The organism is Xenorhabdus siamensis, assembly GCF_037996745.1.
GTDB classification, from domain to species: domain Bacteria; phylum Pseudomonadota; class Gammaproteobacteria; order Enterobacterales; family Enterobacteriaceae; genus Xenorhabdus; species Xenorhabdus indica.
The window spans coordinates 264,266-290,101 of sequence record NZ_JBBMXE010000012.1; the positions used below are offsets into that span (position 1 = coordinate 264,266).

Consider the following 25,836-nt stretch of genomic DNA (forward strand, 5'->3'; position numbering starts at 1 on the left):
AGTGAATAAATAATATCGGCACTGAAACACTTATTACGCAAAAATTTTTTCAATCAACAATACACAGCCCAGTACTGTCACAGCCAATGCAGCAATACTGAACCATCAATCAAAATTTATGTTTATCGGCGACAGCCCTTAGGATTATTCAGGATGGTCTATTTCAGGTATAAAAATAGCGTGTTAGATGGAAAAAGATAGGAGCAGAGAAACAAAGAGAATCGATTCTATCCAGCATGCCGCCGTGACCTTCAATAATTTCACCAAAGTCTTTCACTCCGCTGTCACGCTTAATTGCAGACATACATAACCCGCCGATAAACCCCATCAGTGTAATAGCCAATGATATCAGTCCGGCTTCCCACGGAGAAAATGGTGTCACCCAATACAGTGACATACCGAGCAATACCGAAGCCAAGATGCCGCCAATAAACCCTTCAACCGTTTTTTTGGGGCTTAATTTCGGCACAATGGGACGCTTACCAAATAATTTCCCAAACACGTACTGCCAAACATCAGACATCTGCACCACAATCATCAGGAACAACAATAACTCAATATTTTGACCTTCATACCCAGGAATATCCAACATCAATAAAGCGGGCGCATGACTAAGGGCAAACACGGTTACCAACATACCCCACTGAATTTTTGCGGTGCGTTCCAGAAAACGAGTAGTATCACCAACCAAAGCAATGCGGGCAGGTAAAAACAGAAATACGTAAACAGGAATATATATCGAAAACAACTCATACCACTGCATGCCCACCAAAACATACTGCACAGGTATAAAGCAGAAAAAGCACCAGAATAAAGCCTCATGGTCACCACGGCGAGTCGGAGTTAAAGTGATAAATTCGCGCAGGGCAAAAAAAGACATAACAGCAAACAATATAACTGACCCGACAGGCCCAACAACCACAGCCAGTACACAGATGATACACATCATCCACCAGCCCCGAATGCGGGCATTCAGGTTATCAATAGTCGCGTTACGCTTTTCTCCCGCATAACGGAATGACAAAACCCCACCAATCACGCTAGCAATAATTAATGCACCAAATATACCACCAAACAACAGCATTAAATTATGGCCTATTCCCATCATAACATTAACTCCTCCAATGCAGACTGGGCACGTTGCAAGAATGCGGCTTTACTTTCATTCTCAGCCAATTTATCCAATGGTTGACCGAATCTGGCCGAACAAATAATTGGCACCAGCAATATCTTTCCCTTTGGTAAAACGCGATTTAAATTTTCCAGATAAACCGGAACGAGTTCAGCATCAGGATACTTACGAGCCAAATAATACAGGCCACTCTTGAATGGATTGATTTTTTCACCATCTCCGCGAGTCCCTTCTGGAAAGAAAATTAAAGATTCTTTTCGCTCCAGAATCCCCGTCAACGGCGCAAGAACTTCTTCTTTGTGTGTATTCTCTCCTTGGCGCTCGATTAAAACTGCACAAAATATCTTATGCATGAGATAACGACGTAGACGGGTTTTATCCCAATAATCACGGGCCGCAACGGGATGAACCAGATGACGCAACGCAGAAGGGAGCCCGGACCAAATCACTAATCCGTCAAGGTGGCTGGTGTGATTAGCATAATAAATACGACTTTTGGTCGAAGGCTGACAGCCTATCCACCGCACCCGCACACCAGTCAAGATACGACATAGGCCCGATAACATCGCCCCCATGCATTTTGACAGGAAGCTAATTTTATGAGTTTTTTTCATACAGGGTATCCCTATCCCTATTTATTTTTATGTAGAGTACAGTGATAAGATTTTTTTAATTAATAGCTTGTAAGAAGGTAAGATAATCAAGATTGTTTGAGATAACAACAGGCCTATGGTTTATTCAGATATGACAAAGCTTCAGATAGCCTATACATGATGTGTAAACAGCTAATAAATTCAATTAAATCCAGTAATCCGCAAGCTATTTCTCATAAATTATCAGTAGGAAAACAACTTATGATATACCCTATGTGAGGACAAAAAAAATGCCCCTCAAGGGGGCTGAAAGACAGGGATGGTGTCTATGGCAAGGAAAATTGTTATTGATGTTACTTCACGTCATATAGGTATAGCAGAATCAGTTCAATTCCCGAATTATTCGCGCCTTATAACACTTTCGGAGCTGTTGTTCTTGCTCCGATGTCAGCAATTGATACATCTGATGACGAATACGCGCAATTTCTACACTGAGATCAATATTCTGCTTTGCTACTTTTTCAAGCTGCGTTTTTACCGCAGCTTCATCAAAATTCTTTGCAGTCAGAAGATTATACATCTTCCAACGTTCTGCCTGTATATCCGCCCTTACTTGCTCATGCAGATGCCGTTTTTTCACTAAATCCCACATCTGCTGTCGTTGCTGTTCAGTTAATGTAATTCCCCCAAAGACACAACTATAGTTATAGTTACGTTGGTAATAACCAGAATCACCCTTGTCGTATGGCAGACAAAACAGTGAGGAATCAGCCTCGGAGGCATTATACGCATCAGCAATTTCAGCTAAGGCCATTGCTGTTCCAAACACAGACATTGACGCTAAAGCTAATGTTGCTATTTTACGCATTTAAAATTCCTCGCTTTATCGAATAGCACTATTCGATTCAGTGCAGGTAATATAGCCTTATGGCTGCAAACTAGCGTCAGAGCATGTAAAAGTACGTAAAGTCATGGAATAGCAAAATTTGTTATCGTATTTTGCTCTTGGAGGAAGAATGAATGCATAAGATATTATTAGTTGATGATGACCGCGAACTAACATCTTTATTAAAAGAATTACTAGAAATGGAAGGATTCAGTGTAGTGATCGCCCATGATGGTGAGCAGGCATTACAATTTATCGATTCGTCAATTGACCTATTACTACTGGATATCATGATGCCGCGCAAAAACGGCATCGAGACATTGAAGGAACTACGTCAATACCACCAAACTCCCGTTATTATGTTAACGGCTCGAGGAAGCGATTTAGACCGCGTTCTTGGGCTAGAACTGGGGGCAGATGATTACTTACCTAAGCCTTTTAACGATCGTGAACTGGTAGCCCGTATACGTGCGATTTTACGTCGTTCTAACTGGAACGAACAACAAGCTGACAACGGTACACCTGTGCTCGAAGTCGATAAACTGCAACTCAACCCAGGACGCCAGGAAGCCAGCTTTGATGGCAATATTCTGGATTTAACTGGAACAGAATTCACACTTCTCTACTTATTGGCTCAACATTTGGGGCAAGTTGTTTCCCGTGAACATTTAAGTCAAGAAGTATTAGGAAAACGACTAACACCTTTTGACAGAGCCATAGACATGCATATTTCTAACCTTCGTCGTAAATTACCCAACCGTACTGATGAATTACCTTGGTTTAAAACGTTACGTGGACGCGGATATTTAATGGTTTCAGCGAAATGATCAATAGCCTAACAGCCCGCATATTTGCCATTTTCTGGCTAACGCTGGCGCTCGTTTTGATGGTCGCGCTAATGGTGCCCAAACTGGACTCAAGGCAATTAACCCCACTATTAGACAGTGAATATCAGCAAGGCAACCAGATAGCCAAACATATTGGAGAAGAATTAACTCGTTATCCACCCAATGATCTATTCTGGTGGCTCAGGCTAGATCGCGCCATTGCCCAATGGGCACCACCAGATCAATTCTTATATCTTGCTACTGCTGAAGGGCGTGTCGTTGGTCATGAGAAAAATTTTATGCAGGTTGTTCGCAATTTCCTCGGCCAATCTGACAATACAGACCATCCTAAAAAGAAAAAATATGGTCGCATAGAAATACTTGGGCCATTTTCAATACGTGATGGTGGAGATTACTATCATCTCTACCAGCTTCGGCCGGCAGGCAGCCCACAATCAGATTTTATTAATTTGATGTTTGATCGCCCTTTCCTGCTGCCTGCGGCAACCATGTTAATCAGTGCACCACTACTCCTATGGCTGGCATGGAGTTTAGCAAAACCTGCCCGTAAGTTAAAAAACGCGGCAGATGAAGTGGCAAAAGGTAACCTAAGACAACATCCCGAACTGGAATCAGGCCCACAAGAATTTCTGGCTGCTGGCAGCAGTTTCAACCAGATGATCAGTGCATTAGAAAGAATGGTAACCGCCCAACAACGGCTGATATCCGATATTTCGCACGAATTACGCACTCCCCTTACCCGCTTACAACTTGCAACAGCATTGCTACGCCGCCGCCACGGAGAAAGCAAAGAACTGGAGCGCATTGAAACAGAAACTCAGCGTCTGGATGGCATGATTAATGACCTTTTAATACTTTCCCGCAACCAACATAAGAACGAGTTACTGCGTGAAAATGTCAAAGCCAGTGAGATATGGAATGACATATTGGAAAATGCCAAATTTGAAGTCGAACAGATGAACAAAACGCTGGATATCGTTTCTCCCCCTGGTTCATGGACTATTTACTGCAACCCGGCAGTACTTGGCAGTGCGCTAGAAAACATCGTCCGCAACGCCCTTCGCTATTCCAGCAGCCATATCGCTGTTGCATTTAAAGCTGATAATCATGGCGTGACGATTACAGTTGATGATGATGGCCCTGGGGTCAACCCTGAAGACCGTGAACATATCTTCCGCCCGTTTTACCGGACAGACGAAGCGAGGGATAGAGAATCAGGCGGAACTGGATTGGGGTTAGCGATAGTACAAACTGCGGTAGAACAGCATCGAGGTTGGGTTAAAGCAGAAGATAGCCCTTTAGGGGGGCTACGGTTGGTGATTTGGCTGCCGTTGCATGGGCGGTAGGTAGATGGCGTCCTGACCGAAATTTAGTTAATAACACTATGTAATAATTTAAAAAAAAAGACTATTATGCTTGACCTTAAGACATTGAGAGTCTACTCTCGTCGCGGATTAATGAAAATCACTCATATAGTTATTTATATTTAGATAAAAGTTTTTATATATCAATAAGATAAAAATGCGCGATTAATGATAGGCATTCTGGGAGCCGTAACCTAGTGCGGTAGCTTTAATCAGATATAGAAATATATATTCCCTTTCCAATTCTGCATCATCTTAAAATCAGCCGAAAAATTTAAAAATGAAAATCCTAGCAACTGGTGGGGCAGGTTTTATTGGTTCTGCCTTAGTTCGACATATTATTAAGAATACTAATGATAATGTTATTAATGTTGATAAACTTACTTATGCGGGCAATTTAGAATCACTTAAAGAAATTAATCATAGTCCGCGCTATTCTTTTGAAAAAGCTGATATTTGCGATAGAAACAAATTAGATAAAATATTAGAGCAATATCAGCCCGATGCTATTATGCATTTAGCTGCGGAAAGCCATGTTGATCGATCAATCAGTGGCCCTAGTGATTTTATTGAAACTAATATTATTGGTACTTACACTCTTCTGGAAGCCACTCGAAATTACTGGCAAAAACTACCCGAAAGCAAAAAAAATAAATTTATTTTTCACCATATTTCAACAGATGAAGTATATGGTGATTTGCCTCACCCAGACGAATTTCCAGAACATTCTTCCCTTCCTTTATTTACTGAAAATACAGCCTACGCTCCAAGTAGCCCATACTCAGCGTCGAAAGCCTCCAGCGATCATTTAGTTAGAGCGTGGCACAGAACTTATGGGTTACCAACAATAGTTACCAACTGCTCCAACAATTATGGACCTTACCATTTTCCAGAAAAGTTAATTCCCCTCGTTATCCTGAATGCATTAGAAGGAAAACCATTGCCTATCTATGGTAAAGGTGACCAAATTCGAGACTGGTTGTATGTTGAAGACCACGCCAAAGCTCTCTACAAAGTAGTTACTATGGGAAAAGTTGGTGAAACCTACAATATTGGCGGCCATAACGAAAAGAAAAACCTTGAGGTAGTACAAACCATTTGTAAACTCCTTGATCAACTTCAGCCAAAATCTCAAGGTTCCTATCAGGAGCAAATTACTTACGTAGCCGATCGCCCCGGTCATGACCGTCGTTATACTATTGATGCCAGTAAAATTAATGATGATTTAGGTTGGCTGCCACAAGAAACCTTTGAAGAAGGTATCCGTAAAACCATCCAGTGGTATTTAGATAATCAGGCTTGGGTCCAAAACGTGAAAAGTGGTACTTACCAGTCTTGGGTTAGCCAGCATTATGGAGAAAACCAATAATGCATATACTACTATTTGGTAAAAATGGACAGGTAGGATGGGAGTTGCAACGTGCATTGGCACCTTTGGGAAAGGTTACAGCACTTGACTTCACTTCGAATGATTACTGCGGTGATTTCAGCAATCCAGAGGGCGTTGCAAAAGCTGTCCAGTCACTCAAGCCTGATATAATCGTAAACGCAGCTGCACATACGGCAGTGGATAAGGCAGAATCAGAGCGAGAACTAGCCGAACTGTTAAATTTTCGCAGTGTAGAAGCTATTGCCAAAGAAGCTCAAAAACTAGGAACTTGGTTAGTACATTACTCCACTGACTATGTATTTGATGGTAGCGGAGAGAAACCTTGGCATGAAAATGATATTCCTGCTCCCCTCAATGTTTATGGAGAGACTAAGCTAGCCGGTGAAATTGCAGTACAAACTCATTGTGAAAAACATCTTATCTTCCGCACCAGTTGGGTTTATGCAGCTCGTGGGACTAACTTTGCTAAGACAATGCTAAAACTAGGCAAAGAACGAGAAACTCTTTCTATCATCAATGACCAATTCGGAGCACCAACAGGGGCTGAGTTACTAGCTGATTGCTCAGCCCATGCGATCCGAGTAACGCAGCAAAAGCCAGAATTAGCAGGACTCTATCATTTAATTGCGTCAGGTGAGACCACCTGGTTTAAATATGCTCAATACATATTTGAAAGGGCACAAGAAGCTGGTGCTAAACTAGCTATTAAAGAAATTAAGCCAATATCAGCTTCCGCATTCCCTACCCCAGCACAACGTCCACAGAATTCTCGACTCAATACCGACAAATTTCAGCAATCTTTTGATCTAATACTTCCTGATTGGAAGATAGGAGTAGATCGCATGCTAACCGAAATTCTGGGACAATAAGTTAAAGCACTGCAATATTTTCATTTTATAATAGTAAGTTAAACAATATGACAACACGCCGAGGTATTATTCTGGCAGGAGGATCTGGCACCCGTCTTTATCCTGTCACGATGTCAGTAAGTAAGCAACTACTGCCTATCTATGATAAGCCTATGATCTACTATCCCTTAAGCACATTGATGCTAGCTGGGATTAGGGACATTCTTATTATCAGTACACCTCAGGATACTTCCCGATTTGAACAATTGCTGGGGAATGGCAATCAATGGGGACTTAATCTTCAATACAAAGTGCAGCCAAGCCCCGACGGCTTGGCTCAGGCATTTATCCTTGCTGAAGAATTTATTGGTGAAGACAATTGCGCTCTAGTTTTAGGAGATAATATCTTCTACGGTCATGATCTACAAAAGCAGCTGGAACAGGCCTCTGAAAAAACCAACGGCGCAACAGTTTTTGCATACCATGTACATGATCCTGAACGTTATGGTGTAGTAGAGTTTAATAAAGAAGGAAAAGCCATCTCTCTGGAAGAAAAGCCGCTGAAACCTAAAAGTAACTATGCAGTGACTGGGCTCTATTTCTACGACAACCGCGTGGTAGAAATGGCTAAAAGTCTCACTCCTTCCGAACGAGGTGAACTAGAAATCACCGATATTAACCGTCTCTACCTTGAACAAAACGAATTATCGGTAGCTATGATGGGACGTGGTTATGCCTGGCTAGACACTGGTACTCATCAAAGCCTGATAGAAGCAAGTAATTTTATCCAAACTATTGAAATACGTCAGGGACTAAAAGTTGCCTGTCCTGAAGAAATTGCCTACCGTAAAAAGTTTATTAATGCTTCTCAGCTCAAAAAACTGGCTACTCCGCTGGCTAAGAACGACTATGGTCAATATCTGCTAAAAATAGTGGAAAGAGATCAGCAATCAAATTAGTAGGTAAGACCCTTCTCAATCCTCATATCCAGAGATTTCCCCCGATGAATGTAATTAAAACAGCAATCCCTGATGTATTAATATTCGAACCTAAGGTATTTGGAGACGAGCGCGGTTTTTTCTTCGAAAGTTTCAATCAGAAAGTCTTTGAAGAAGCTGTTGGACGCTCCGTAACATTTGTTCAAGATAATCACTCTAAATCCAGTAAAGGAGTATTACGTGGGCTTCATTATCAGTTAGAACCTTACACTCAAGGGAAACTGGTGCGCTGTATATCAGGCGAAGTTTTTGATGTAGCTGTTGATATTCGCAAGAATTCTCCCACATTTGGGCAATGGATTGGGGTTAATCTGAGTGCTGACAATAAACGCCATTTTTGGATTCCTGAGGGATTTGCTCATGGATTTTTAACACTCAGTGACACAGCTGAGTTTCTTTATAAAACAACTAATTATTATGCGCCACAATATGAAGGCAGTATAATGTGGAATGATGAAAAACTTGCGATTGAATGGCCTTTAGAGATAACCCCTCAACTTTCAGCTAAAGACCAAACAGCTCCAGCATTTAAAAACGCACAATGTTTTGAGTAAATATGACCACAACAGTTAAACTATCTCCTTCTCAAATCACATTCAGGGCAATAAAAAGTAAGACAGTTCTGGAGTCCGCTCTAGAATCTGGCGTGGTACTAGAGTATAGCTGCAAGAATGGTTCGTGTGGTATGTGTGAATCCGTTTTGATTGCTGGGGAAGTATCCGATAAACAAGAGAATGTCTACAAAACTGGCGATCGTTTTCTAACTTGTCAATGCAAGCCTACCTCTGACGAGGTTACTATAGAAGCTGAATATTACCCGGAACTTGCTGAGATAACACAAAAGATTGTTCCCTGCAAAGTTAGTTCAACTAATATAATAGCGGATGAATATATAATCATTAAATTTAGGCTGCCACCCACTGCATCTTTTGCATTCCTACCTGGTCAATACATCAATCTACATTATCAAGGGATAGTACGTAGTTACTCCATCGCTAACGCTAATATTCAAGATGGAATTGAGTTACATATTCGCCGAGTCAATAATGGTGCTATGAGTGGCCTCTTGTTTAATAACTTGGCTATAAATACCTTATTGAGGTTAGAAGGGCCAATGGGAACTTTCTTTGTCAGAGACGATGTACGCCCCATTATTTTTCTTGCTGGCGGCACAGGATTTGCTCCAGTTAAGTCTATGGTTGAAAAACTTATTCAACAAGATTCCAAACGCGATATTCACATCTATTGGGGAATGAACAATAGCTCTGATTTCTACTCGAATCTCCCAATAGAATGGGCAGATAAACACGAAAATATACGTTATGTACCAGTCATATCTGGTGAAGATTCTCAATGGTCAGGAAGAAAAGGATTCGTACATAAAGCAGTAATAGAGGATTTTCATAGCCTCTCAACATTTGCCGTGTATGCTTGTGGTTCCCCAATGATGATTGAAGCTGCAAGAGCTGATTTTGTAAAAAAAGAACTGTCTGGCAAACACTTCTTCTCTGATGCATTTACCGTATCTAAATAAATGAGGAAATAATGAAGGCTGTAATTCTTGCCGGTGGGCTGGGTACTCGCCTAAGCGAAGAAACTATCGTAAAACCGAAACCAATGGTAGAAATTGGTGGCAAGCCTATCTTGTGGCATATCATGAAAATGTATTCTGCTCATGGCATCAATGACTTTATTATCTGCTGTGGCTACAAGGGATATGTTATCAAGGAATATTTTGCCAACTATTTCCTGCATATGTCTGACGTAACATTCCGTATGACAGAAAATCGAATGGAAGTTCACGAAAAACGAGCAGAGCCTTGGAATGTAACGTTAGTTGATACCGGAGATGCCTCTATGACTGGTGGTCGTCTAAAACGAGTAGCAGAATATGTAAAAAACGATGATGCTTTTCTATTTACCTATGGAGATGGTGTTGCCGACGTGGATATCCAGGGTACTATAGATTTTCATCGTAGCCATGGGAAATTAGCTACCCTTACCGCAACTTTCCCTCCTGGACGATTTGGAGCACTTGATATCCAAAATAAACAGATCCGTTCCTTCAAAGAGAAACCCAAAGGAGATGGGGCCATGATTAATGGCGGTTTCTTTGTACTCAATCCTAAGGTAATTAATCTTATCAATAACGATGCCACTATCTGGGAACAGGAACCTTTGATGACTTTGGCAGAACAAGGGGAATTGATGGCATATGAACATACAGGATTCTGGCAACCGATGGATACTCTACGCGACAAGCATCATCTTGAAGAGTTATGGTTAAAAGAACAGGCCCCTTGGAAAATTTGGGAGTAAACACTGTGATTGATGTGAACTTCTGGAGCGGAAAGCGTGTTTTCCTTACTGGTCATACCGGTTTTAAAGGTGGTTGGCTTTCCCTCTGGCTTGAAGAGATGGGGGCAACTGTTCGTGGCTATTCACTCCCTGCCCCAACTGAGCCCAGCCTATTTGAAACAGCAAGTGTTTACAAAGGATTACTCGATTTCTTCCATCTACGTCAAGCCATGGCTGACTTCAAACCCGAAATAGTCTTTCATATGGCTGCTCAGCCTTTAGTAAGGCTCTCCTACGATAACCCAGTTGAAACCTATTCCACCAATGTAATGGGTACTGTCTATCTACTAGAAACCATCAAACAGATTGAGGGAGTTAAAGCTGTTGTAAATATCACCAGTGATAAATGCTACGAAAATAAAGAATGGGTTTGGGGATATCGTGAAAATGAAGCAATGGGTGGCTACGATCCTTACTCCAATAGTAAAGGATGTGCAGAACTAGTAGCTTCGGCCTACCGTAGCTCTTTCTTTAGTCCCAAAGATTACGCACATCATGGAGTTGCTTTGGCCTCAGTTCGTGCTGGTAATGTTATCGGCGGTGGTGATTGGGCTAAAGATCGACTGATCCCAGATATTTTACGTTCTTTCCAGAATAACGAACCTGTAGTTATTCGCAATCCATACTCGATTCGTCCATGGCAACACGTTCTAGAACCACTTTCCGGCTATCTACTGCTAGCTCAACATCTTTATAAAGATGGCTGTAACTTTGCCGAGGGATGGAACTTTGGCCCCAATGACAATGATGCCAAACCAGTTCAGTTTATCGTTGAAACCATGATCCAATTATGGGGAGAAAGTGCTACTTGGCAACTTGATGGTACAGAACATCCACATGAAGCTCATTACCTCAAGCTAGATTGCTCCAAAGCTAAAGTAAGAATGAATTGGCATCCGCGCTGGGATTTAGTTAATACGCTAGAACGTATCGTCAACTGGCATAAAGCATGGTTGTCCGGTGAAGATATGCGTGAAGTTTCACTTCGTGAAATCCGCGATTATATGGCGGCACAATAAGGTAACTTTGTTACGGTTATACCTACAGATTTCAGGAGATAGGGTATATATGGCTTTTAACCTATGTAGCCGTAACATATTTCCCCCTTTTATATTGCTGACAAGAACAAGTAATACCATCGATTGACAGGAAATGAATTAATGAGTGCTCAAGCATTGCGTGAACAGATCTCCTCACTGGTTGCTCAGTATGCAGAGGAGGCAATGGCGCCTAAACCTTTTGTAGCAGGTACTAGCGTAGTACCACCTTCTGGTAAAGTAATCGGCTCCCGAGAACTGCAACTAATGGTTGAAGCATCACTAGATGGTTGGCTGACTACCGGGCGTTTTAATGATGCCTTTGAGAAAAAACTAGGTGAGTATATTGGCGTACCCCATGTGCTAACCACAACATCAGGTTCATCTGCTAACCTGTTAGCATTAACGGCTTTGACATCTCACAAATTGGGAGAACGTGCGCTGAAACCAGGGGATGAAGTCATCACTGTAGCAGCCGGCTTTCCAACGACTGTTAACCCATCTATTCAAAACGGCCTTATTCCTGTCTTTGTCGATGTAGATATTCCAACTTACAACATTGACTCAACACTAATTGAAGCTGCCGTCACTGAAAAAACTAAAGCTATCATGGTCGCCCACACATTGGGTAACCCATTTAATTTGGCTGAAGTACGCCGCATAGCTGATAAATACAAATTATGGCTTATTGAAGACTGCTGTGATGCTCTCGGCACTCGTTATGATGGAAAAATGGTTGGAACATTCGGTGATATTGGCACCGTTAGCTTCTATCCTGCGCACCATATTACTATGGGTGAAGGTGGTGCTGTGTTCACTAAGTCAGCTAAACTGAAAACGATTATTGAATCTTTCCGTGATTGGGGACGTGATTGTTATTGTGCACCCGGCTGCGATAATACCTGTGGCAAACGTTTTGGGCAGCAACTGGGGTCATTGCCTCATGGTTATGATCACAAGTACACCTATTCTCATCTCGGTTACAACTTGAAGATCACCGACATGCAGGCTGCCTGTGGGCTGGCTCAATTGGAGCGCGTTGAAGAATTTGTTGAACAGCGTAAGGCTAACTTTGCCTATCTGAAAGCAGGGCTGGCAAACTGCACCGAGTTCCTTGAATTACCTGAAGCAACCGAAAATTCAGAACCTTCTTGGTTTGGTTTCCCTATCACATTAAAAGAAACCAGTGGAATTAACCGTGTTGAACTGCTCAAGTTCTTTGATGAAGCCAAAATCGGTACTCGTTTGTTGTTTGCCGGAAATTTGACTCGTCAACCTTATTTTGCTAACCGCGAGTATCGTGTGGTTGGTGAGTTGACTAATACCGACCGTATCATGCACCAAACATTCTGGATTGGTATTTATCCTGGCTTGACTAAAGATCACTTGGATTATGTCATTGCTAAGTTTGAAGAATTCTTTGGGGTTAGCTTCTAAATTGAGGCGGGGGCTCTTCCCCCGTTTGTTCATGCGCATATTAATTACTGGAATTAGTGGCTATTTAGGTAGCCAACTGGCTAATGCCTTTATTTCCGAGCACGAAGTAGCAGGCACTATTCGAACAGACTCTTCTCTAGCTCGACTCTCCTATGCTGATCAAGTACAGCTAATCAATCTTGATAATGAGCAATGGCGTGATGCCATCCAAGATTTTAATCCTGAAGTTATAATTCATACAGCCGCACTTTATGGTCGTAAAAATGAGTCATTTCAAGATATTGTTAATGCAAATATCACATTTCCGATAATGTTGCTCGAATGTCTAGGAAAGGAAAGACCATATACGTTCATTAACTGTGGTACATCTCTTCCTCCAGAAGTAAGTACATATGCATTGACAAAAAATCAATTTGTTGATTTAGCAAAAAACTTCACCTCTTCAGGTTCATGTAAATTTATTAATGTCCGACTGGAGCACTTCTTTGGTCCATCTGATGATATTACTAAATTTACGACTTATGTTTTTTATCAATGTATATATAATCTCCCTCTCAAATTGACAGAAGGTACTCAATTAAGAGATTTTATTTATATCAAAGATTTGATACGTGCTTTTCAGGTTTTGGTATCCAATATGGATAAAATTGAAAAAAACCAGAACCTAGATATAGGATCTGGTTTAGCAATTCCAATAAGAACATTTGTAGAAACCATTGCAACAAAGATAGGCAGCAAGTCTAAGATTGAATTTGGTTCTCTTCCTATGCGGGATAATGAGTTGATGCATAGTTGTGCAAATATAGGAACTTTATCTTCGCTAGGATGGTATCCTTTATTTTCACTAGAAGAAGCAGTTAAAGATATGCTCAAAAAGGAAATAATATGAAATTGTTAATCACAGGTGGCTGTGGTTTCTTGGGTAGTAATCTAGCTTCCCACGCGCTTAAATTAGGCATGAACGTAATAGTTTTTGATAATTTATCACGGTATGGTTCAATTGATAACCTTAACTGGCTATTGTCCCAAGGTAAATTAACATTTGTACATGGTGATATACGCAATAAAAATGATGTCTCCCATGTTATCAAAAATTATTTACCCGACAGCATCTTTCACCTAGCTGGTCAAGTTGCCATGACAACTTCAATAAATAATCCTCAAATGGATTTTGAAGTTAATGTTGGTGGAACATTTAACTTATTAGAAACTATTCGGTTGTATAATCCTAATTGTGGAATTATCTACTCCTCCACAAATAAAGTTTATGGTGATTTGGAACAATACACATATCGTGAAACTAAGACCCGCTATGAATGTGTAGAAAAACCAGATGGATTTGATGAATCAATTCAATTAAACTTTCACTCTCCCTATGGCTGCTCTAAAGGGGCTGCTGACCAATACATGCTGGATTATGCACGAATTTTTGGATTGAAAACGGCAGTGTTTCGACACTCATCCATGTACGGTGGTCGCCAATTTGCAACTTATGATCAAGGATGGATAGGCTGGTTTTGCCAAAAAGCTCTGGAAACTAAGAGAGGCACTAAAAAACCATTTACTATTTCTGGGAATGGCAAACAAGTTCGCGATGTTCTTCATGCAGAGGATATGATTGATTTATATTTTTCAGCACTTTACAAAATATCACTTTTAGAATTATTTATTCTACTGGAGAAGAATACAGGCGTAAAATTACAATATACTAATCTTCCTGTAAGAGAAAGTGATCAAAAAATCTTTGTCTCTGATATCACAAAAATAAAAAAAATCATTCAATGGCAACCTTCTGTTCAAAAAACAGAGGGAATTAAAAATATGATTGAATGGTGCGAAACGATATGACTATTTATCAATAATAATTAGGTAGTACACTGTAACCAAAGGAGAAATGAGTTCTTATATGATACTAAGTAACAAATTAGTCTTACCATCTCAAGATATAAGATAAAAAAGAAGGATTGCTGCATTGCTCCATAGTCAATAAATTTCTTATAGTAACTGAGTAGTTGAAAGAGTATGTTTCTGGATAAACAGTACTACTGAAACTTAATTTATTAGGAATAACGTAAGTAATCAACTTCAAAGCGATGCTTTCTTTTGATTATTTTTATATTATCTAAAAGTAAATACTATTGAGATAATTACATTAATATGGAACATTTAAATGCTGATTAAAATTCCATCTCATATTTTAGTTGCAGGTTCGGCATGGTTATCTAGAATAATATCTGCAGTAGTGCAGATCATTTGTATCAAATTTATTATAAATTCCTTAGGTGAAAATGGATATGCAACCTTCTCTCTTTTATCCGCTCTGATAGCATGGACTGCATTATTTGATTTTGGTATAGGTAATTCCTTGCAAAATTATATTTCAGAAAAAAGAGCTGTTGGCCTCAACTATGATAGCTTTATTAAATATTGTGGAATATCTAGCATAATATTTCTACTATTCTTTATAGTAATAAGCATTCCGTTATCTGATAATTTAGCGCCTTTGTATCTACAAAATTATATATCTCATGGAGGACATAGCAAGCCATATTTATTTTTTATCGCTATTATGATTTTTTTATTGACAAGCTTCGGTTCAATTATTTTTAAAATTTGGTACGCGGAGCAAAAAGGATGGTATGCGAATATAATCATTACACTATCATCTATATTAGGTTTACTATTTGTGTTTTTATTTAATAAATATGGCATTAAGTATCGAGTAGATTGGTTGATAATTGTTTTTTTTGGACCTTTAGCTGTTATATCAAGCTGTTTCTTTCTGATAAGGATAATGCATAGCACCTTTACTAAGGAAAAAGAAACAAAATTAGATTCATCAATAAAAAGGGCCATTATACGAAGATCATTACATTTTTGGTTTTTCACAACCATTGCTACCATAGTTCTTCAGGCCGATTCTATTGTTATGTCACAAAAATTATCATCTCAGGATATAGTGATATATGTCATAATTATGAAATTATTCGGATTAATCTCCTTCATATATACAGCCCTTTTACAAGCTGTTTGGCCGGTCTGTGTCGAATTAAGAGTTATGAAAAAGTGGGACTCACTAAATAAGCTTGTAAATATATATATATTATCTGGTATCTTATTAGTTTTAGTATCTACTGTATCCCTATATACATTCAGAGAACCCATAATTAATAGCAAATAATATCTCTTCAGACATACCTCTTAGTATTTTTTTATTATTTGCTGCATACTTTTCTATCCGTGTATGGAGTGATACATATGCAATGTTGTTACAAAGCATGAACGAATTAAAACCACTCTGGTTAATTGTACCATTTCAAGCAACCTTAAGCTTTGGACTACAGTGGTATTTAGCAGGCAAATTCAAGATTTATGGCATACTAATTGGACTAATAATTTCTTTTATATTAACTGTTGTTATTTTTCTACCAATTTTCTATAGAAAGAAAGTGAAGGAATTAAGATATGTGTAATTCAAAACCATTGGTTAGTATTCTTATACCTGTATATAACAGAGAAAAATATATTAGCGAAACCATTAATAGTGCACTAAACCAAAGTTACCCAAATATTGAAATTATAATTGTAGATAATGCCAGTGAAGATCACACCTGGGACATTTGCAATAAACACTCGGCTAAAGACAATCGGGTAAAAACATATAGAAATAGTTATAATTTAGGGCCAGTGAATAACTGGAAAAAATGTTTCGAGTATGCACAAGGAGAATATGCCAAAATACTCTGGTCTGATGATTTAATTTCACCAACCTATATTGAAGAATCTATAAATGTTTTTTCTGAAGAAACAGCTTTTGTATTTTCATCAGTTATCATAGGTAAAAAGTACGATGAAAAAGAGAAAGCATTCTATCGCTATGGCAATTCTAACCATTATCCGTCTTTAAAATTTATAGATGATTTGTTGTTTAATAGAAATGTGCCTGTTTCCCCTGGATGTGCTTTATTTAGACTTTCAGATCTTAAGAAAAATTTAGTCAACGATATTGAATCACCAACTTTTTCAGATTTTTGCTCCCATGGTGCAGGACCTGATTTATTATTGTTTTTAAAAACAGCCATACATTACCCTAAAATTACTTTTATTGATAAACCTCTAGTATTCTTTAGAGATCATAGCGAATCTATTTCTATTACTATGAGAAAAATTGATCTATTTGATAGATATCAACAAGCAAGAATGTGGTTTGCCAAAAAATATCAAACACCACATACTATCAAACAGCTTTCGTCCTTAACATGGATTCAACGAATGTGTATCACTAAACATTGGAGTAACCGAAAATTAATGCAAAAATTATATGGTGAATATGTCCCACTCCCATCATTAAAGTTATCCTTTTATCTAGTTATCAAAAATATAATGAATAAAATTAACTTGGCAAAGTCAAATCGTTAACATAATATTATCAATAAGATATATGAATTTGTAATTTATTCAATATTTAAATATGTATATATTTTCAATCGCTTATTCTATATTTCTTGTATGACTACATTAATATTAAAATAATTTAATTAGTTTTTTATATTAACCGTTAGCAAATGATGCTAAACGAGTAACCGCAGCTATTCGCTCGTATTAATCATGGTGAGATCCTCTGTACGGCCAGTTAGATATGGACTCCAAAAATATCATTTCCGGTCTTGAGTATTTTTTAAGCACAAATATGATCTTGTACATTAACCTTAATGTAAACAGTAAATAAAGAGCAAAAGATAATGAACATCACGGAACTCAATAAGCCGTTAATTTCAATAGTAACATCAACATATCAAGCTGTAGAGTTACTTCCAGTAACAATAAAATCAATTAGAAACCAAAAATTCAAAAATTTTGAATGGATAATTGTTGATAATGCCTCTGGTGATGGAACAAAAGATCTCATAATTAACAACCAAGATATAATAAAACATTGGATAAGTGAGAAAGACGATGGGATCTATAATGCTTGGAATAAGGCATTAAAGATGGTAAGTGGAGACTGGATTATATTTATTGGTGCTGGAGATAATTTTTTTTCCAATGATACTCTATTGTTAGCATCAGAATAAATCTTGGTTCAGCTGAAAAAATTATGCTAGAGACAAAAAAAATGAATGAAATGCTTGGAATCAAGCCTCCAATATCTATTTTTCTATATGAAATCACAAAAACATTTTTTAAATTATTATTTAGCAAAGTATTACCTAAAAAAATAGTTTATATTTTTGCTGATGCTTATAGAATTTGCATAGGAAAACAAAAAAAATGGACAGTGAAATAGCAATAAAATTAAAAAACGTCAATTCAAATAAACATGTAACAGGATACCTAGCATGTATTTCTTTAGCTATAATCTATGTTCCTCATCTCACCTTTGTTCTTCTAAATCAAACATCTCCATCGACAGGAATATTTGCAGTCTTGCTTATTTTTATACCATTGCTATTTCTCTATCTAGGCAATTATTTAAAAATAAATAGGCTATTAATTGTCCCACTATCATTTTTTTTAGGGATATTAATTATACAATCTTGTATCGCATATATATTAAATCAATCACTATCTATAAAAGCCATATTATCATTTCTACTTTTGTTCTTATCGTTATTATATATAATAATTTATTATAACGCATTTAAACATTTACCTTTTGCATATCTTCTAAGCATTATGCGAAAATTTATCTATTTGAACATCTTATTAGGATGGCTTAGTATTATTTTTTACGATATTATACCAGTTTACAATTTGTTGCTCCATGGAGTGTTTCCATTTTATGAACCAAGCCATTATGCTTTAGCTATAGCTTTTTTTGCTCCATCAGTTTTTATGATGGAATCTAGAAAAATTAAATTTTTTATTATTATCAATTTATCCGCACTTGCAATTGCATTACCAAATCTAACTTTAATGGCTGTAGTTGTTCTATGTTTTCTCTTAGATGAAAATAAAAAAAAATTAGATAAATTTATATTATTTGGTATTTCCAGCACAGCAATATTATTCATTAGTCTTATTAATGATAATTTTTCATATTTTGACTATGTCAAGTTCAGGCTATCAAATTTTTCAGAAAGCAGTACAAATATTTCCACTTTAGTATATATACAAGGGTGGCAAGAAATATGGCATTCGCTAATTTCCACTAATGGTTTAGGCTTGGGGTTTCAACGAATGGGCGAAAACGCCCCGCTAGCAATTTCTGAGAAAATATATAAACTCGCAGGAGGTTATCTTAACTTACATGACGGGGGTTTTATTTTTTCTAAGTTCATATCTGAACTTGGTTTTGTTGGTATGGTTTTTTTTATTTATTTTATTAAGCAACTTATCAAATTAAAATTTTATATATCTAAATTCAAACTCCATTCTATTCCTATTAATAATAGTGATGGAATACATAAATTGAAATTATCATTTGTATTATCGTGCTCTTTTTTTATTGAGCTTTTATTTCGTGGTTATGGTTATTTTTCTTTTAACAGTATATTTTTTATCGCCATACAATTATATATATTTACTGAATTAAAAAATCGGAAAACTTAATTTTATGAGAAAAAAAATAGTAGTCTCAGCAATAAACATTGTAGATGGAGGAGCATTAACCATTTTACATCAATTAATTAATGCGATCTCATCTGAAAAATATCATGAATATGATTTCATTTTTTTACTTTCAAAAAAAAACGTATTAAAAGGAATAAGCTTAGATAAATCAAATAATATTAAGTTCATTTATTACCCACTCTCTAAGAAATCATGGTTCTTTAGATTATATTATGAATACATCCATTTGTTTTTTATCTCACTGTTATTAAAACCATTTGTTTGGTTTTCACTTCATGATATTACCCCTAACGTTTTTTCAAAAAAAAGGTATGTTTATTGCCATAATCCATCTATTTTCATTAAATTCCCTATTAAGGACTTCCTAAAAGATAAAAAACAGTTTCTATTTTGCCTATTTTACAAATTCTTTTATAAGATTAATATTAGAAAGAATGACAACGTCATTGTTCAACAAAACTGGATTGCTAATGAGTTCCAAACTTTATTTGATCTTTCAAATGTAATTATTGCAAAGCCAATTATTACAAAAAACAACATCAAGAATGACCTATATATAGGTTCTAATCCCTATAACAAATCTAAAAGAAGAAAAATATTTTACCCTGCGTTTCCTAGGTATTTTAAGAATCATGATATTCTGATTAAATCAGCTAAACATTTAGCTTCATACTGTGAATTTTTTCTCACAATTAATGTTAATGAATCTAATATAATTAAACACTCTATCAAAAATAATAACCAAGAAACGAAAGGCCTTCAATTTTTGGGGCGATTAAATCTGAGGTAAGTACCTATTATGAAACATGTGATGCATTAGTATTCCCTTCATTAATGGAAACATGGGGTCTACCTATTAGTGAGTTTAAAAAATATAGAAAACCAATTTTTGCAGCTGATTTACCATATGCTCACGAAACAGTCGGTGACTATGAAAATGTATATTGGTTTAACCCTCAAGAAACCTCATCTCTAATTAATGCTATTAAAAAGTGGTTAGATGGAGTTGCTCCAGATGGAAGTAAAATTAATAACATTAATCATACTTGTTATAATTCCTGGGATGACCTTTTGAAGATGATGCTAAAATGAAATATATTTTTCGCTTATATTGGCTTATTTCTACTTTTTTTTATAGATTTTTTTTTAAAAAAATTGGTTGGTTTTCATACGTGGCACCAGCTACATACCTATCAGGCACAAAAAAATTCAACATCGGAAATTATGTGAGAATTATGCCTGGAGCAAGAATGGAATCTCATAAAAATGGAAAGCTAGAAATTTTGGATAACGTTTCTATTGGTAATGGTGTTCATATATCTGCTGGAGAGAATATTATTATTTCTAGTGGATGTCTCATATCATCATATGTGTTAATAACTGATATAGACCACGACACTAAACAAATTGGCTTTAGTGTCTCAGAAACACCTATATATACAAAACCTACATTTATTGACGAGAATGTATTTATAGGTGCAGGAGCAAAAATATTAGCAGGTACTCATCTAGGAAAAGGATGTGTTATTGCTGCTAACTCTGTTGTCCGTGGCATTTTTCCTGATTATGTAGTAATCGGTGGTATGCCAGCAAAAATCATAATGCATTATGATTTTAATTCAAAATCTTGGGTTAAAGTTTATTCCTGATTTTATAATAGGTACTATTTAAATGAAAATATTTATCACTGGTGGTGCAGGATTTATAGGTTCTAACCTGACAAATAAACTTTGTGCATTAGGACATCAAGTTACTGTTTTTGATAATTTATCACCGCAAATTCATGGGAAGAATCCACTAATTACTTCACCTCTTTTTCAAAGTTTAGATAAGCGAGCAATATTTGTATTAGGGGATATTCGCGATAGATCTAGTTTAGAAAAATTACTTTTCGAGCAAGATGCAATTATTCATCTAGCTGCTGAAACCGGTACAGGGCAATCTATGTATGAAATTGAAAAGTATGTCGATGTAAATGTAAATGGGACGGCAATAATTTTAGATATATTAGCTAATAATAAAAATAATGTTCGTAAATTTGTCGTTGCATCCTCAAGAGCTATATATGGTGAAGGGAAATATCTTAATGATAATAGGGAAGCTGTATATCCTTCTGCGCGTTTAGGTTCAGATCTTCGAGCTGGCCGCTTTGAACTTTATGATAGAGAAAATGGAAATGCATTTCATATAACCGCCACAGATGAAGACTCCAAAATTCATCCAAGTTCTATTTATGGTATCACTAAGCAAACACAGGAACAAATGGTCATAACCGTTTGCCCCACTATTGGGATATCCCCTATTGCACTTCGATATCAAAATGTATATGGTCCTGGGCAATCTCTATCTAATCCATATACTGGAATCTTATCTATATTCTCTACAAGAATTTTGAATGGAAATTCAGTAGAGATTTATGAAGATGGAATGGAAAGTAGAGATTTCATTTTTATTGACGATGTTGTTGATGCAACAGTAAATTCGGTTTTATCAGATCAATCAAAAACGGGAATATATAATGTTGGTACCGGTATAGCTATTCCTGTACTTACCGTTTTTCATGAGTTAATGAAAAACTACAATATGAATGTAGAGTGTAATATTTCTGGTCGATATCGATTAGGTGATATCCGTCACAATTTTGCATGCATAAAAAAAGCATCTCGTGAAATTGAATTTAAAGCAAAAATTGATTTTTCATCTGGTGTAAAAAGTTTCTGCTCTTGGGTTTTGAAACAACCAATTCAGGAAGATATTTATGAAAAAAGTGTTATGGAAATGTCTTCGCGTGGTTTATTTAAGTGACTATTTATGGCTAATATTCTTGTAATTGGGCCAAAATTTTTTGGTTACTCTCATAGATTAGTAGAATTAATGAAAAATGATGGACATAACACATATTTTATAACTGATAGACCATCAGAATCTTTTTTTCATAAAGTAATTCTCCGACTTTCACCATCTCTTGTGAAAAAAAAATGCTCAAAATTTTTTCTTAACCAATTAGCAGAACTGTGCGACTTCATTCCCGATCTTGTTTTAATAATAAAAGGGGAAGGAGTAACTAAAGATGTGCTCTCTATACTAAGAAATAAATTTCCTGCCGCAAAGTTTATAAATTATCAATGGGATGCTATTGAATCTGTTCCAACATTTTTAGAGTGCCAACACTCCTACGATAAAATATATACTTTTGATAAACAAGATGCGTATAATCATTCTTTAATTTTTAGGCCTTTGTTTTTCATAGATAATTTCATTCCAAAAGGAAACTCCATAAAACAGTTATCATGTATCTATGATTTATCTTTTGTTGGAACTATCCATAGTGACCGATATACTGTTATCAATAAGATAAAAAAACAATTACCAGCAGATATCCGTTGTTATTGGTATAGTTACGTTACGGATAAGGCAATGTTTTATTGTAGGAAATTGTTAAATATTAGATACTTATTTAGTAAAATAAATGAGTTTCAGTTTATTCCTCTTGATAATAGAGATGTGTATTCAATATTTAGTCACTCTAACTGTATTCTTGACATCGAACGACCACGGCAAAGAGGCTTAACAATACGGACATTGGAAGTTCTTTCTTCTGGGAAAAAACTGATCACAACAAACCCAAGTATTAGGGAGTATGATCTGTTTCATTCTGGAAATGTATTTGTGATAAATAGGAAAAAACCTCAAATCCCTCTTGATTTTTTCAAAAAATCACCAAATCCAATTGAGCAAAAAGTTATAGCTCGTTATTCAGTGGCAACTTGGTTAAATGAAGTCGTATACTCCAATCTATGATTAGCAATGGTGCATTACAAATATGAAAAAAGCATTAATCACAGGTATTACAGGCCAAGATGGCTCCTATCTTACAGAATTCTTACTCGAAAAAGGATATGAAGTACATGGGATCAAAAGACGATCCTCATTATTTAACACTGGGAGAGTTGATCACATCTATCAGGATCGCCATGACGACAATCCACGTTTATTCCTACACTATGGTGACTTAACAGATACATCAAATTTGATTCGTTTAGTCCAAGAAATCCAACCTGATGAAATTTATAATCTTGCTGCTCAATCGCATGTGGCTGTTTCGTTCGAATCGCCTGAATATACTGCTGATGTAGATGCCATAGGCACTTTACGTTTACTAGAAGCGATTCGAATATGTGGCTTAGAAAAAAAAACTCGTTTTTACCAAGCTTCTACTTCTGAATTATATGGGTTAGTGCAAGAAGTACCTCAGCGTGAGACAACTCCTTTTTATCCACGCTCCCCCTATGCTGTGGCTAAAATGTATGCTTATTGGATTACAATTAACTATAGAGAATCCTATAATATGTATGCTTGTAATGGCATTCTCTTTAATCATGAATCTCCACGTCGTGGCGAGACCTTTGTAACTCGTAAAATTACTCGTGCACTTGCTAATATTGCACAAGGCTTAGAAAAATGTTTGTATTTAGGTAATATGGATGCACTTCGTGACTGGGGACATGCTAAAGATTATGTTCGCATGCAGTGGTTAATGCTACAACAGGAACAACCAGAAGACTTTGTTATCGCAACTGGTAAACAAATTTCAGTACGTGAATTTGTAAGAATGTCTGCTAATGAAATTGGAATTGAGCTCAAATTTAGCGGGGAAGGTGTGAACGAGATAGCTACTGTTATAGCAATAACAGGAACCAATTCACCTGCACTCAAAGTTGGAGATATAATTGTGAGAGTCGATCCGCGTTATTTCCGACCAGCCGAAGTTGAAACCCTGCTAGGCGATCCAATTAAGGCTAAGACTAAATTGGGCTGGGAGCCAGAAATAACCGTCGAAGAAATGTGTTCTGAAATGATGGCCTCAGACCTGGATAAGGCTAAACAACATGCTCTACTCAAAGCCAATGGTTTTAATGTCTCTCTATCAATTGAGAATTAAACATTATGAATAAGAAGCGTATATTTGTAGCTGGTCACCGAGGAATGGTTGGTTCTGCCATATGCCGTCAATTGTCCATGAAAGACGATATTGATCTAATAGTGCGTTCCCGTAATGAATTGGACTTATCTCGTCAAATTGACGTCGATGCATTCTTCTCTTCAGAACAAATTGATGAAGTATATATAGCTGCAGCAAAGGTTGGAGGTATACATGCCAATAATACTTACCCAGCCGAATTCATATACGAAAATCTCATGATGGAATGCAATATAATTCATGCTGCACATAAATTTGGAGTACAAAAATTGCTGTTTTTGGGATCATCATGCATATATCCCAAGTTAGCCCAACAACCAATGCCTGAATCAGAATTACTAACCGGAACACTTGAGCTTACCAACGAGCCTTATGCAATAGCCAAAATTGCGGGTATTAAACTTTGTGAATCTTATAACCGTCAGTATGATCGTGATTATCGCAGTATCATGCCAACGAATCTGTATGGACAACATGATAATTTCCATCCCGAAAACTCTCATGTAATACCTGCTCTGATGCGGCGCTTCCATGAAGCAAAAATACGAGGAGAGCGGGAGGTTATTGTATGGGGTTCAGGTAATCCCATGCGAGAATTTTTACATGTAGACGATATGGCTGCTGCTAGCGTATATGTAATGGAATTACCAACCACAATTTACCTAGAACACACTGAACCAATGCTCTCACACATCAACGTCGGTACTGGAAAAGATTGTACGATTCGTGAAATAGCTAAGTCCATAGCAGATGTAGTTGGTTTCAGTGGTAAAATAATTTTCGATACCAGCAAACCTGATGGCACACCACGTAAGTTAATGGATATCACTCGATTAACAAAATTAGGTTGGTGTCATCAAATAAAATTGAAAGTCGGTTTACAGATGACTTATCAATGGTTTCTAAAACATCAAGAGGATTTCCGCAAATAAACTACTTGACTCGATAAGGAATTTTCTCTCAAGAACACCCCTTTTTGTATTCGTAGCCTAGTAGTAATGTAAGCTGAGATTCGTTTAATAAAGGAGCCTGAGGCACTATAGAATTTTTTATCAAAGAATACAAAATAATAGTAGTTCTCAGGCCATAACTATTTTAGAAAAATTTTACTGTTTCGGAGATGTTAACAAAATCCATTTATTCTTTGTATCTATACCAATCATCATTGAAGATGCTTGATTTCTTATCCGAATCAGATCATGCTTGCAACCATGAAAATTCATCTGACACCAGACCAAAAACACGCCCTCGAACTGATGCATGATACAACGCGTGATGGACGCGTTCGCGACCGCATCAAAGCGGTTCTTTTGGCTTCCGAGGGCTGGACTGCTCAGATGATTGCTCAGGCCTTACGTATTCATGAAAGCACTGTCAGTCGTCATCTGAAA

28 protein-coding genes are annotated in these 25,836 nt (G+C 37.0%); 25 read left to right on the plus strand and 3 right to left on the minus strand.

What is annotated here, in order from left to right:
• Positions 1 to 163: 163 nt before the first annotated feature.
• From AAC852_RS13465 to AAC852_RS13475, 3 genes are all read right to left on the minus strand, one after another.
• Positions 164 to 1,105 carry a phosphatidate cytidylyltransferase gene (locus AAC852_RS13465; protein WP_422824299.1) on the minus strand — a complete coding sequence of 314 codons (942 nt, stop codon included), beginning with the start codon at positions 1,103 to 1,105 and terminating at the stop codon, positions 164 to 166.
• Positions 1,105 to 1,746, minus strand: coding sequence for a lysophospholipid acyltransferase family protein (locus AAC852_RS13470; RefSeq protein ID WP_340621448.1), 642 nt, complete (start codon positions 1,744 to 1,746; stop codon positions 1,105 to 1,107). The genes AAC852_RS13465 and AAC852_RS13470 overlap by 1 nt, the downstream gene beginning before the upstream one ends.
• A gap of 361 nt (positions 1,747 to 2,107) precedes the next feature.
• Positions 2,108 to 2,593 carry a Spy/CpxP family protein refolding chaperone gene (locus tag AAC852_RS13475; RefSeq protein WP_340621449.1) on the minus strand — a complete coding sequence of 162 codons (486 nt, stop codon included), beginning with the start codon at positions 2,591 to 2,593 and terminating at the stop codon, positions 2,108 to 2,110.
• Positions 2,594 to 2,745: 152 nt separating this feature from the next.
• On the opposite strand from AAC852_RS13475, the gene cpxR reads away from it, so the two are divergent.
• The 25 genes from cpxR to AAC852_RS13600 form a co-directional block, all read left to right on the plus strand.
• Positions 2,746 to 3,438 (plus strand): envelope stress response regulator transcription factor CpxR, encoded by a 693-nt coding sequence (gene cpxR, locus AAC852_RS13480; RefSeq protein WP_047682683.1) that lies wholly within the window; start codon positions 2,746 to 2,748, stop codon positions 3,436 to 3,438.
• Positions 3,435 to 4,805 carry an envelope stress sensor histidine kinase CpxA gene (gene cpxA, locus AAC852_RS13485; protein ID WP_340621450.1) on the plus strand — a complete coding sequence of 457 codons (1,371 nt, stop codon included), beginning with the start codon at positions 3,435 to 3,437 and terminating at the stop codon, positions 4,803 to 4,805. Before cpxR ends, cpxA begins: the two co-directional genes overlap by 4 nt.
• Before the next feature lie 298 nt (positions 4,806 to 5,103).
• Complete coding sequence (gene rfbB, locus AAC852_RS13490; protein WP_340621451.1) at positions 5,104 to 6,192, plus strand: dTDP-glucose 4,6-dehydratase; 1,089 nt, start codon at positions 5,104 to 5,106, stop codon at positions 6,190 to 6,192.
• Entirely contained in the window at positions 6,192 to 7,082 is an 891-nt protein-coding gene (gene rfbD / locus AAC852_RS13495) for a dTDP-4-dehydrorhamnose reductase (RefSeq protein ID WP_340621452.1), read from the plus strand. Before rfbB ends, rfbD begins: the two co-directional genes overlap by 1 nt.
• A gap of 47 nt (positions 7,083 to 7,129) precedes the next feature.
• Positions 7,130 to 8,020 carry a glucose-1-phosphate thymidylyltransferase RfbA gene (gene rfbA / locus AAC852_RS13500; RefSeq protein ID WP_047682694.1) on the plus strand — a complete coding sequence of 297 codons (891 nt, stop codon included), beginning with the start codon at positions 7,130 to 7,132 and terminating at the stop codon, positions 8,018 to 8,020.
• Positions 8,021 to 8,064: 44 nt separating this feature from the next.
• Positions 8,065 to 8,613: a dTDP-4-dehydrorhamnose 3,5-epimerase gene (gene rfbC / locus AAC852_RS13505; RefSeq protein WP_340621453.1), complete on the plus strand. Its 549-nt coding sequence runs from the start codon at positions 8,065 to 8,067 to the stop codon at positions 8,611 to 8,613.
• Positions 8,614 to 8,615: 2 nt separating this feature from the next.
• Entirely contained in the window at positions 8,616 to 9,593 is a 978-nt protein-coding gene (locus AAC852_RS13510) for an FAD-binding oxidoreductase (RefSeq protein ID WP_340621454.1), read from the plus strand.
• An 11-nt stretch (positions 9,594 to 9,604) separates the two neighbouring features.
• Entirely contained in the window at positions 9,605 to 10,378 is a 774-nt protein-coding gene (gene rfbF / locus AAC852_RS13515) for a glucose-1-phosphate cytidylyltransferase (RefSeq protein WP_187649995.1), read from the plus strand.
• Between the two features lie 5 nt (positions 10,379 to 10,383).
• A complete protein-coding gene (gene rfbG, locus AAC852_RS13520) occupies positions 10,384 to 11,436 on the plus strand; it encodes a CDP-glucose 4,6-dehydratase (protein ID WP_340621482.1) in 1,053 nt (350 codons plus the stop codon).
• 141 nt (positions 11,437 to 11,577) lie between these two features.
• Entirely contained in the window at positions 11,578 to 12,891 is a 1,314-nt protein-coding gene (gene rfbH, locus AAC852_RS13525; protein ID WP_340621455.1) for a lipopolysaccharide biosynthesis protein RfbH, read from the plus strand.
• Positions 12,892 to 12,922: 31 nt separating this feature from the next.
• A complete protein-coding gene (locus tag AAC852_RS13530; protein ID WP_340621456.1) occupies positions 12,923 to 13,780 on the plus strand; it encodes an NAD-dependent epimerase/dehydratase family protein in 858 nt (285 codons plus the stop codon).
• A complete protein-coding gene (locus AAC852_RS13535) occupies positions 13,777 to 14,739 on the plus strand; it encodes a GDP-mannose 4,6-dehydratase (RefSeq protein ID WP_340621457.1) in 963 nt (320 codons plus the stop codon). Before AAC852_RS13530 ends, AAC852_RS13535 begins: the two co-directional genes overlap by 4 nt.
• Positions 14,740 to 15,061: 322 nt before the next feature.
• Positions 15,062 to 16,072, plus strand: a complete 1,011-nt coding sequence (locus AAC852_RS13540; protein WP_340621458.1) for an MATE family efflux transporter — start codon at positions 15,062 to 15,064, stop codon at positions 16,070 to 16,072.
• Between the two features lie 284 nt (positions 16,073 to 16,356).
• Positions 16,357 to 17,310 (plus strand): glycosyltransferase family 2 protein, encoded by a 954-nt coding sequence (locus AAC852_RS13545; protein WP_340621459.1) that lies wholly within the window; start codon positions 16,357 to 16,359, stop codon positions 17,308 to 17,310.
• 323 nt (positions 17,311 to 17,633) lie between these two features.
• Positions 17,634 to 17,966 carry a glycosyltransferase gene (locus tag AAC852_RS13550; RefSeq protein WP_340621460.1) on the plus strand — a complete coding sequence of 111 codons (333 nt, stop codon included), beginning with the start codon at positions 17,634 to 17,636 and terminating at the stop codon, positions 17,964 to 17,966.
• 23 nt (positions 17,967 to 17,989) lie between these two features.
• A complete protein-coding gene (locus AAC852_RS13555; protein WP_340621461.1) occupies positions 17,990 to 18,178 on the plus strand; it encodes a hypothetical protein in 189 nt (62 codons plus the stop codon).
• Positions 18,163 to 19,443: a hypothetical protein gene (locus tag AAC852_RS13560; protein ID WP_340621462.1), complete on the plus strand. Its 1,281-nt coding sequence runs from the start codon at positions 18,163 to 18,165 to the stop codon at positions 19,441 to 19,443. Before AAC852_RS13555 ends, AAC852_RS13560 begins: the two co-directional genes overlap by 16 nt.
• A gap of 4 nt (positions 19,444 to 19,447) precedes the next feature.
• Positions 19,448 to 20,254 (plus strand): glycosyltransferase family protein, encoded by an 807-nt coding sequence (locus AAC852_RS13565; RefSeq protein ID WP_340621463.1) that lies wholly within the window; start codon positions 19,448 to 19,450, stop codon positions 20,252 to 20,254.
• Entirely contained in the window at positions 20,239 to 20,556 is a 318-nt protein-coding gene (locus AAC852_RS13570) for a glycosyltransferase (protein WP_340621483.1), read from the plus strand. The genes AAC852_RS13565 and AAC852_RS13570 overlap by 16 nt, the downstream gene beginning before the upstream one ends.
• Positions 20,553 to 21,113 carry an acyltransferase gene (locus tag AAC852_RS13575; protein WP_340621464.1) on the plus strand — a complete coding sequence of 187 codons (561 nt, stop codon included), beginning with the start codon at positions 20,553 to 20,555 and terminating at the stop codon, positions 21,111 to 21,113. Before AAC852_RS13570 ends, AAC852_RS13575 begins: the two co-directional genes overlap by 4 nt.
• Positions 21,114 to 21,135: 22 nt before the next feature.
• Complete coding sequence (locus AAC852_RS13580) at positions 21,136 to 22,269, plus strand: NAD-dependent epimerase/dehydratase family protein (RefSeq protein WP_340621465.1); 1,134 nt, start codon at positions 21,136 to 21,138, stop codon at positions 22,267 to 22,269.
• Between the two features lie 6 nt (positions 22,270 to 22,275).
• Entirely contained in the window at positions 22,276 to 23,265 is a 990-nt protein-coding gene (locus AAC852_RS13585) for a WaaS/CpsH family glycosyltransferase (RefSeq protein WP_340621466.1), read from the plus strand.
• 22 nt (positions 23,266 to 23,287) lie between these two features.
• A complete protein-coding gene (gene gmd / locus AAC852_RS13590) occupies positions 23,288 to 24,406 on the plus strand; it encodes a GDP-mannose 4,6-dehydratase (protein WP_340621467.1) in 1,119 nt (372 codons plus the stop codon).
• A gap of 5 nt (positions 24,407 to 24,411) precedes the next feature.
• Positions 24,412 to 25,377, plus strand: coding sequence for a GDP-L-fucose synthase (fcl, locus tag AAC852_RS13595; protein ID WP_340621468.1), 966 nt, complete (start codon positions 24,412 to 24,414; stop codon positions 25,375 to 25,377).
• 279 nt (positions 25,378 to 25,656) lie between these two features.
• Positions 25,657 to 25,836: helix-turn-helix domain-containing protein (locus tag AAC852_RS13600; RefSeq protein WP_340621484.1), on the plus strand; the 180-nt coding region annotated here is incomplete at its 3' end.

What these genes read in the sequence shown, in the direction of transcription:
- AAC852_RS13465 (WP_422824299.1), bottom strand. Translation starts at nt 1,105, where the DNA reads ATGGGAATAGGCCATAATTTAATGCTGTTGTTTGGTGGTATATTTGGT.
- AAC852_RS13470 (WP_340621448.1), bottom strand. Translation starts at nt 1,746, where the DNA reads ATGAAAAAAACTCATAAAATTAGCTTCCTGTCAAAATGCATGGGGGCG.
- AAC852_RS13475 (WP_340621449.1), bottom strand. Translation starts at nt 2,593, where the DNA reads ATGCGTAAAATAGCAACATTAGCTTTAGCGTCAATGTCTGTGTTTGGA.
- cpxR (WP_047682683.1), top strand. Translation starts at nt 2,746, where the DNA reads ATGCATAAGATATTATTAGTTGATGATGACCGCGAACTAACATCTTTA.
- cpxA (WP_340621450.1), top strand. Translation starts at nt 3,435, where the DNA reads ATGATCAATAGCCTAACAGCCCGCATATTTGCCATTTTCTGGCTAACG.
- rfbB (WP_340621451.1), top strand. Translation starts at nt 5,104, where the DNA reads ATGAAAATCCTAGCAACTGGTGGGGCAGGTTTTATTGGTTCTGCCTTA.
- rfbD (WP_340621452.1), top strand. Translation starts at nt 6,192, where the DNA reads ATGCATATACTACTATTTGGTAAAAATGGACAGGTAGGATGGGAGTTG.
- rfbA (WP_047682694.1), top strand. Translation starts at nt 7,130, where the DNA reads ATGACAACACGCCGAGGTATTATTCTGGCAGGAGGATCTGGCACCCGT.
- rfbC (WP_340621453.1), top strand. Translation starts at nt 8,065, where the DNA reads ATGAATGTAATTAAAACAGCAATCCCTGATGTATTAATATTCGAACCT.
- AAC852_RS13510 (WP_340621454.1), top strand. Translation starts at nt 8,616, where the DNA reads ATGACCACAACAGTTAAACTATCTCCTTCTCAAATCACATTCAGGGCA.
- rfbF (WP_187649995.1), top strand. Translation starts at nt 9,605, where the DNA reads ATGAAGGCTGTAATTCTTGCCGGTGGGCTGGGTACTCGCCTAAGCGAA.
- rfbH (WP_340621455.1), top strand. Translation starts at nt 11,578, where the DNA reads ATGAGTGCTCAAGCATTGCGTGAACAGATCTCCTCACTGGTTGCTCAG.
- AAC852_RS13530 (WP_340621456.1), top strand. Translation starts at nt 12,923, where the DNA reads ATGCGCATATTAATTACTGGAATTAGTGGCTATTTAGGTAGCCAACTG.
- AAC852_RS13535 (WP_340621457.1), top strand. Translation starts at nt 13,777, where the DNA reads ATGAAATTGTTAATCACAGGTGGCTGTGGTTTCTTGGGTAGTAATCTA.
- AAC852_RS13540 (WP_340621458.1), top strand. Translation starts at nt 15,062, where the DNA reads ATGCTGATTAAAATTCCATCTCATATTTTAGTTGCAGGTTCGGCATGG.
- AAC852_RS13545 (WP_340621459.1), top strand. Translation starts at nt 16,357, where the DNA reads ATGTGTAATTCAAAACCATTGGTTAGTATTCTTATACCTGTATATAAC.
- AAC852_RS13550 (WP_340621460.1), top strand. Translation starts at nt 17,634, where the DNA reads ATGAACATCACGGAACTCAATAAGCCGTTAATTTCAATAGTAACATCA.
- AAC852_RS13555 (WP_340621461.1), top strand. Translation starts at nt 17,990, where the DNA reads ATGCTAGAGACAAAAAAAATGAATGAAATGCTTGGAATCAAGCCTCCA.
- AAC852_RS13560 (WP_340621462.1), top strand. Translation starts at nt 18,163, where the DNA reads ATGGACAGTGAAATAGCAATAAAATTAAAAAACGTCAATTCAAATAAA.
- AAC852_RS13565 (WP_340621463.1), top strand. Translation starts at nt 19,448, where the DNA reads ATGAGAAAAAAAATAGTAGTCTCAGCAATAAACATTGTAGATGGAGGA.
- AAC852_RS13575 (WP_340621464.1), top strand. Translation starts at nt 20,553, where the DNA reads ATGAAATATATTTTTCGCTTATATTGGCTTATTTCTACTTTTTTTTAT.
- AAC852_RS13580 (WP_340621465.1), top strand. Translation starts at nt 21,136, where the DNA reads ATGAAAATATTTATCACTGGTGGTGCAGGATTTATAGGTTCTAACCTG.
- AAC852_RS13585 (WP_340621466.1), top strand. Translation starts at nt 22,276, where the DNA reads ATGGCTAATATTCTTGTAATTGGGCCAAAATTTTTTGGTTACTCTCAT.
- gmd (WP_340621467.1), top strand. Translation starts at nt 23,288, where the DNA reads ATGAAAAAAGCATTAATCACAGGTATTACAGGCCAAGATGGCTCCTAT.
- fcl (WP_340621468.1), top strand. Translation starts at nt 24,412, where the DNA reads ATGAATAAGAAGCGTATATTTGTAGCTGGTCACCGAGGAATGGTTGGT.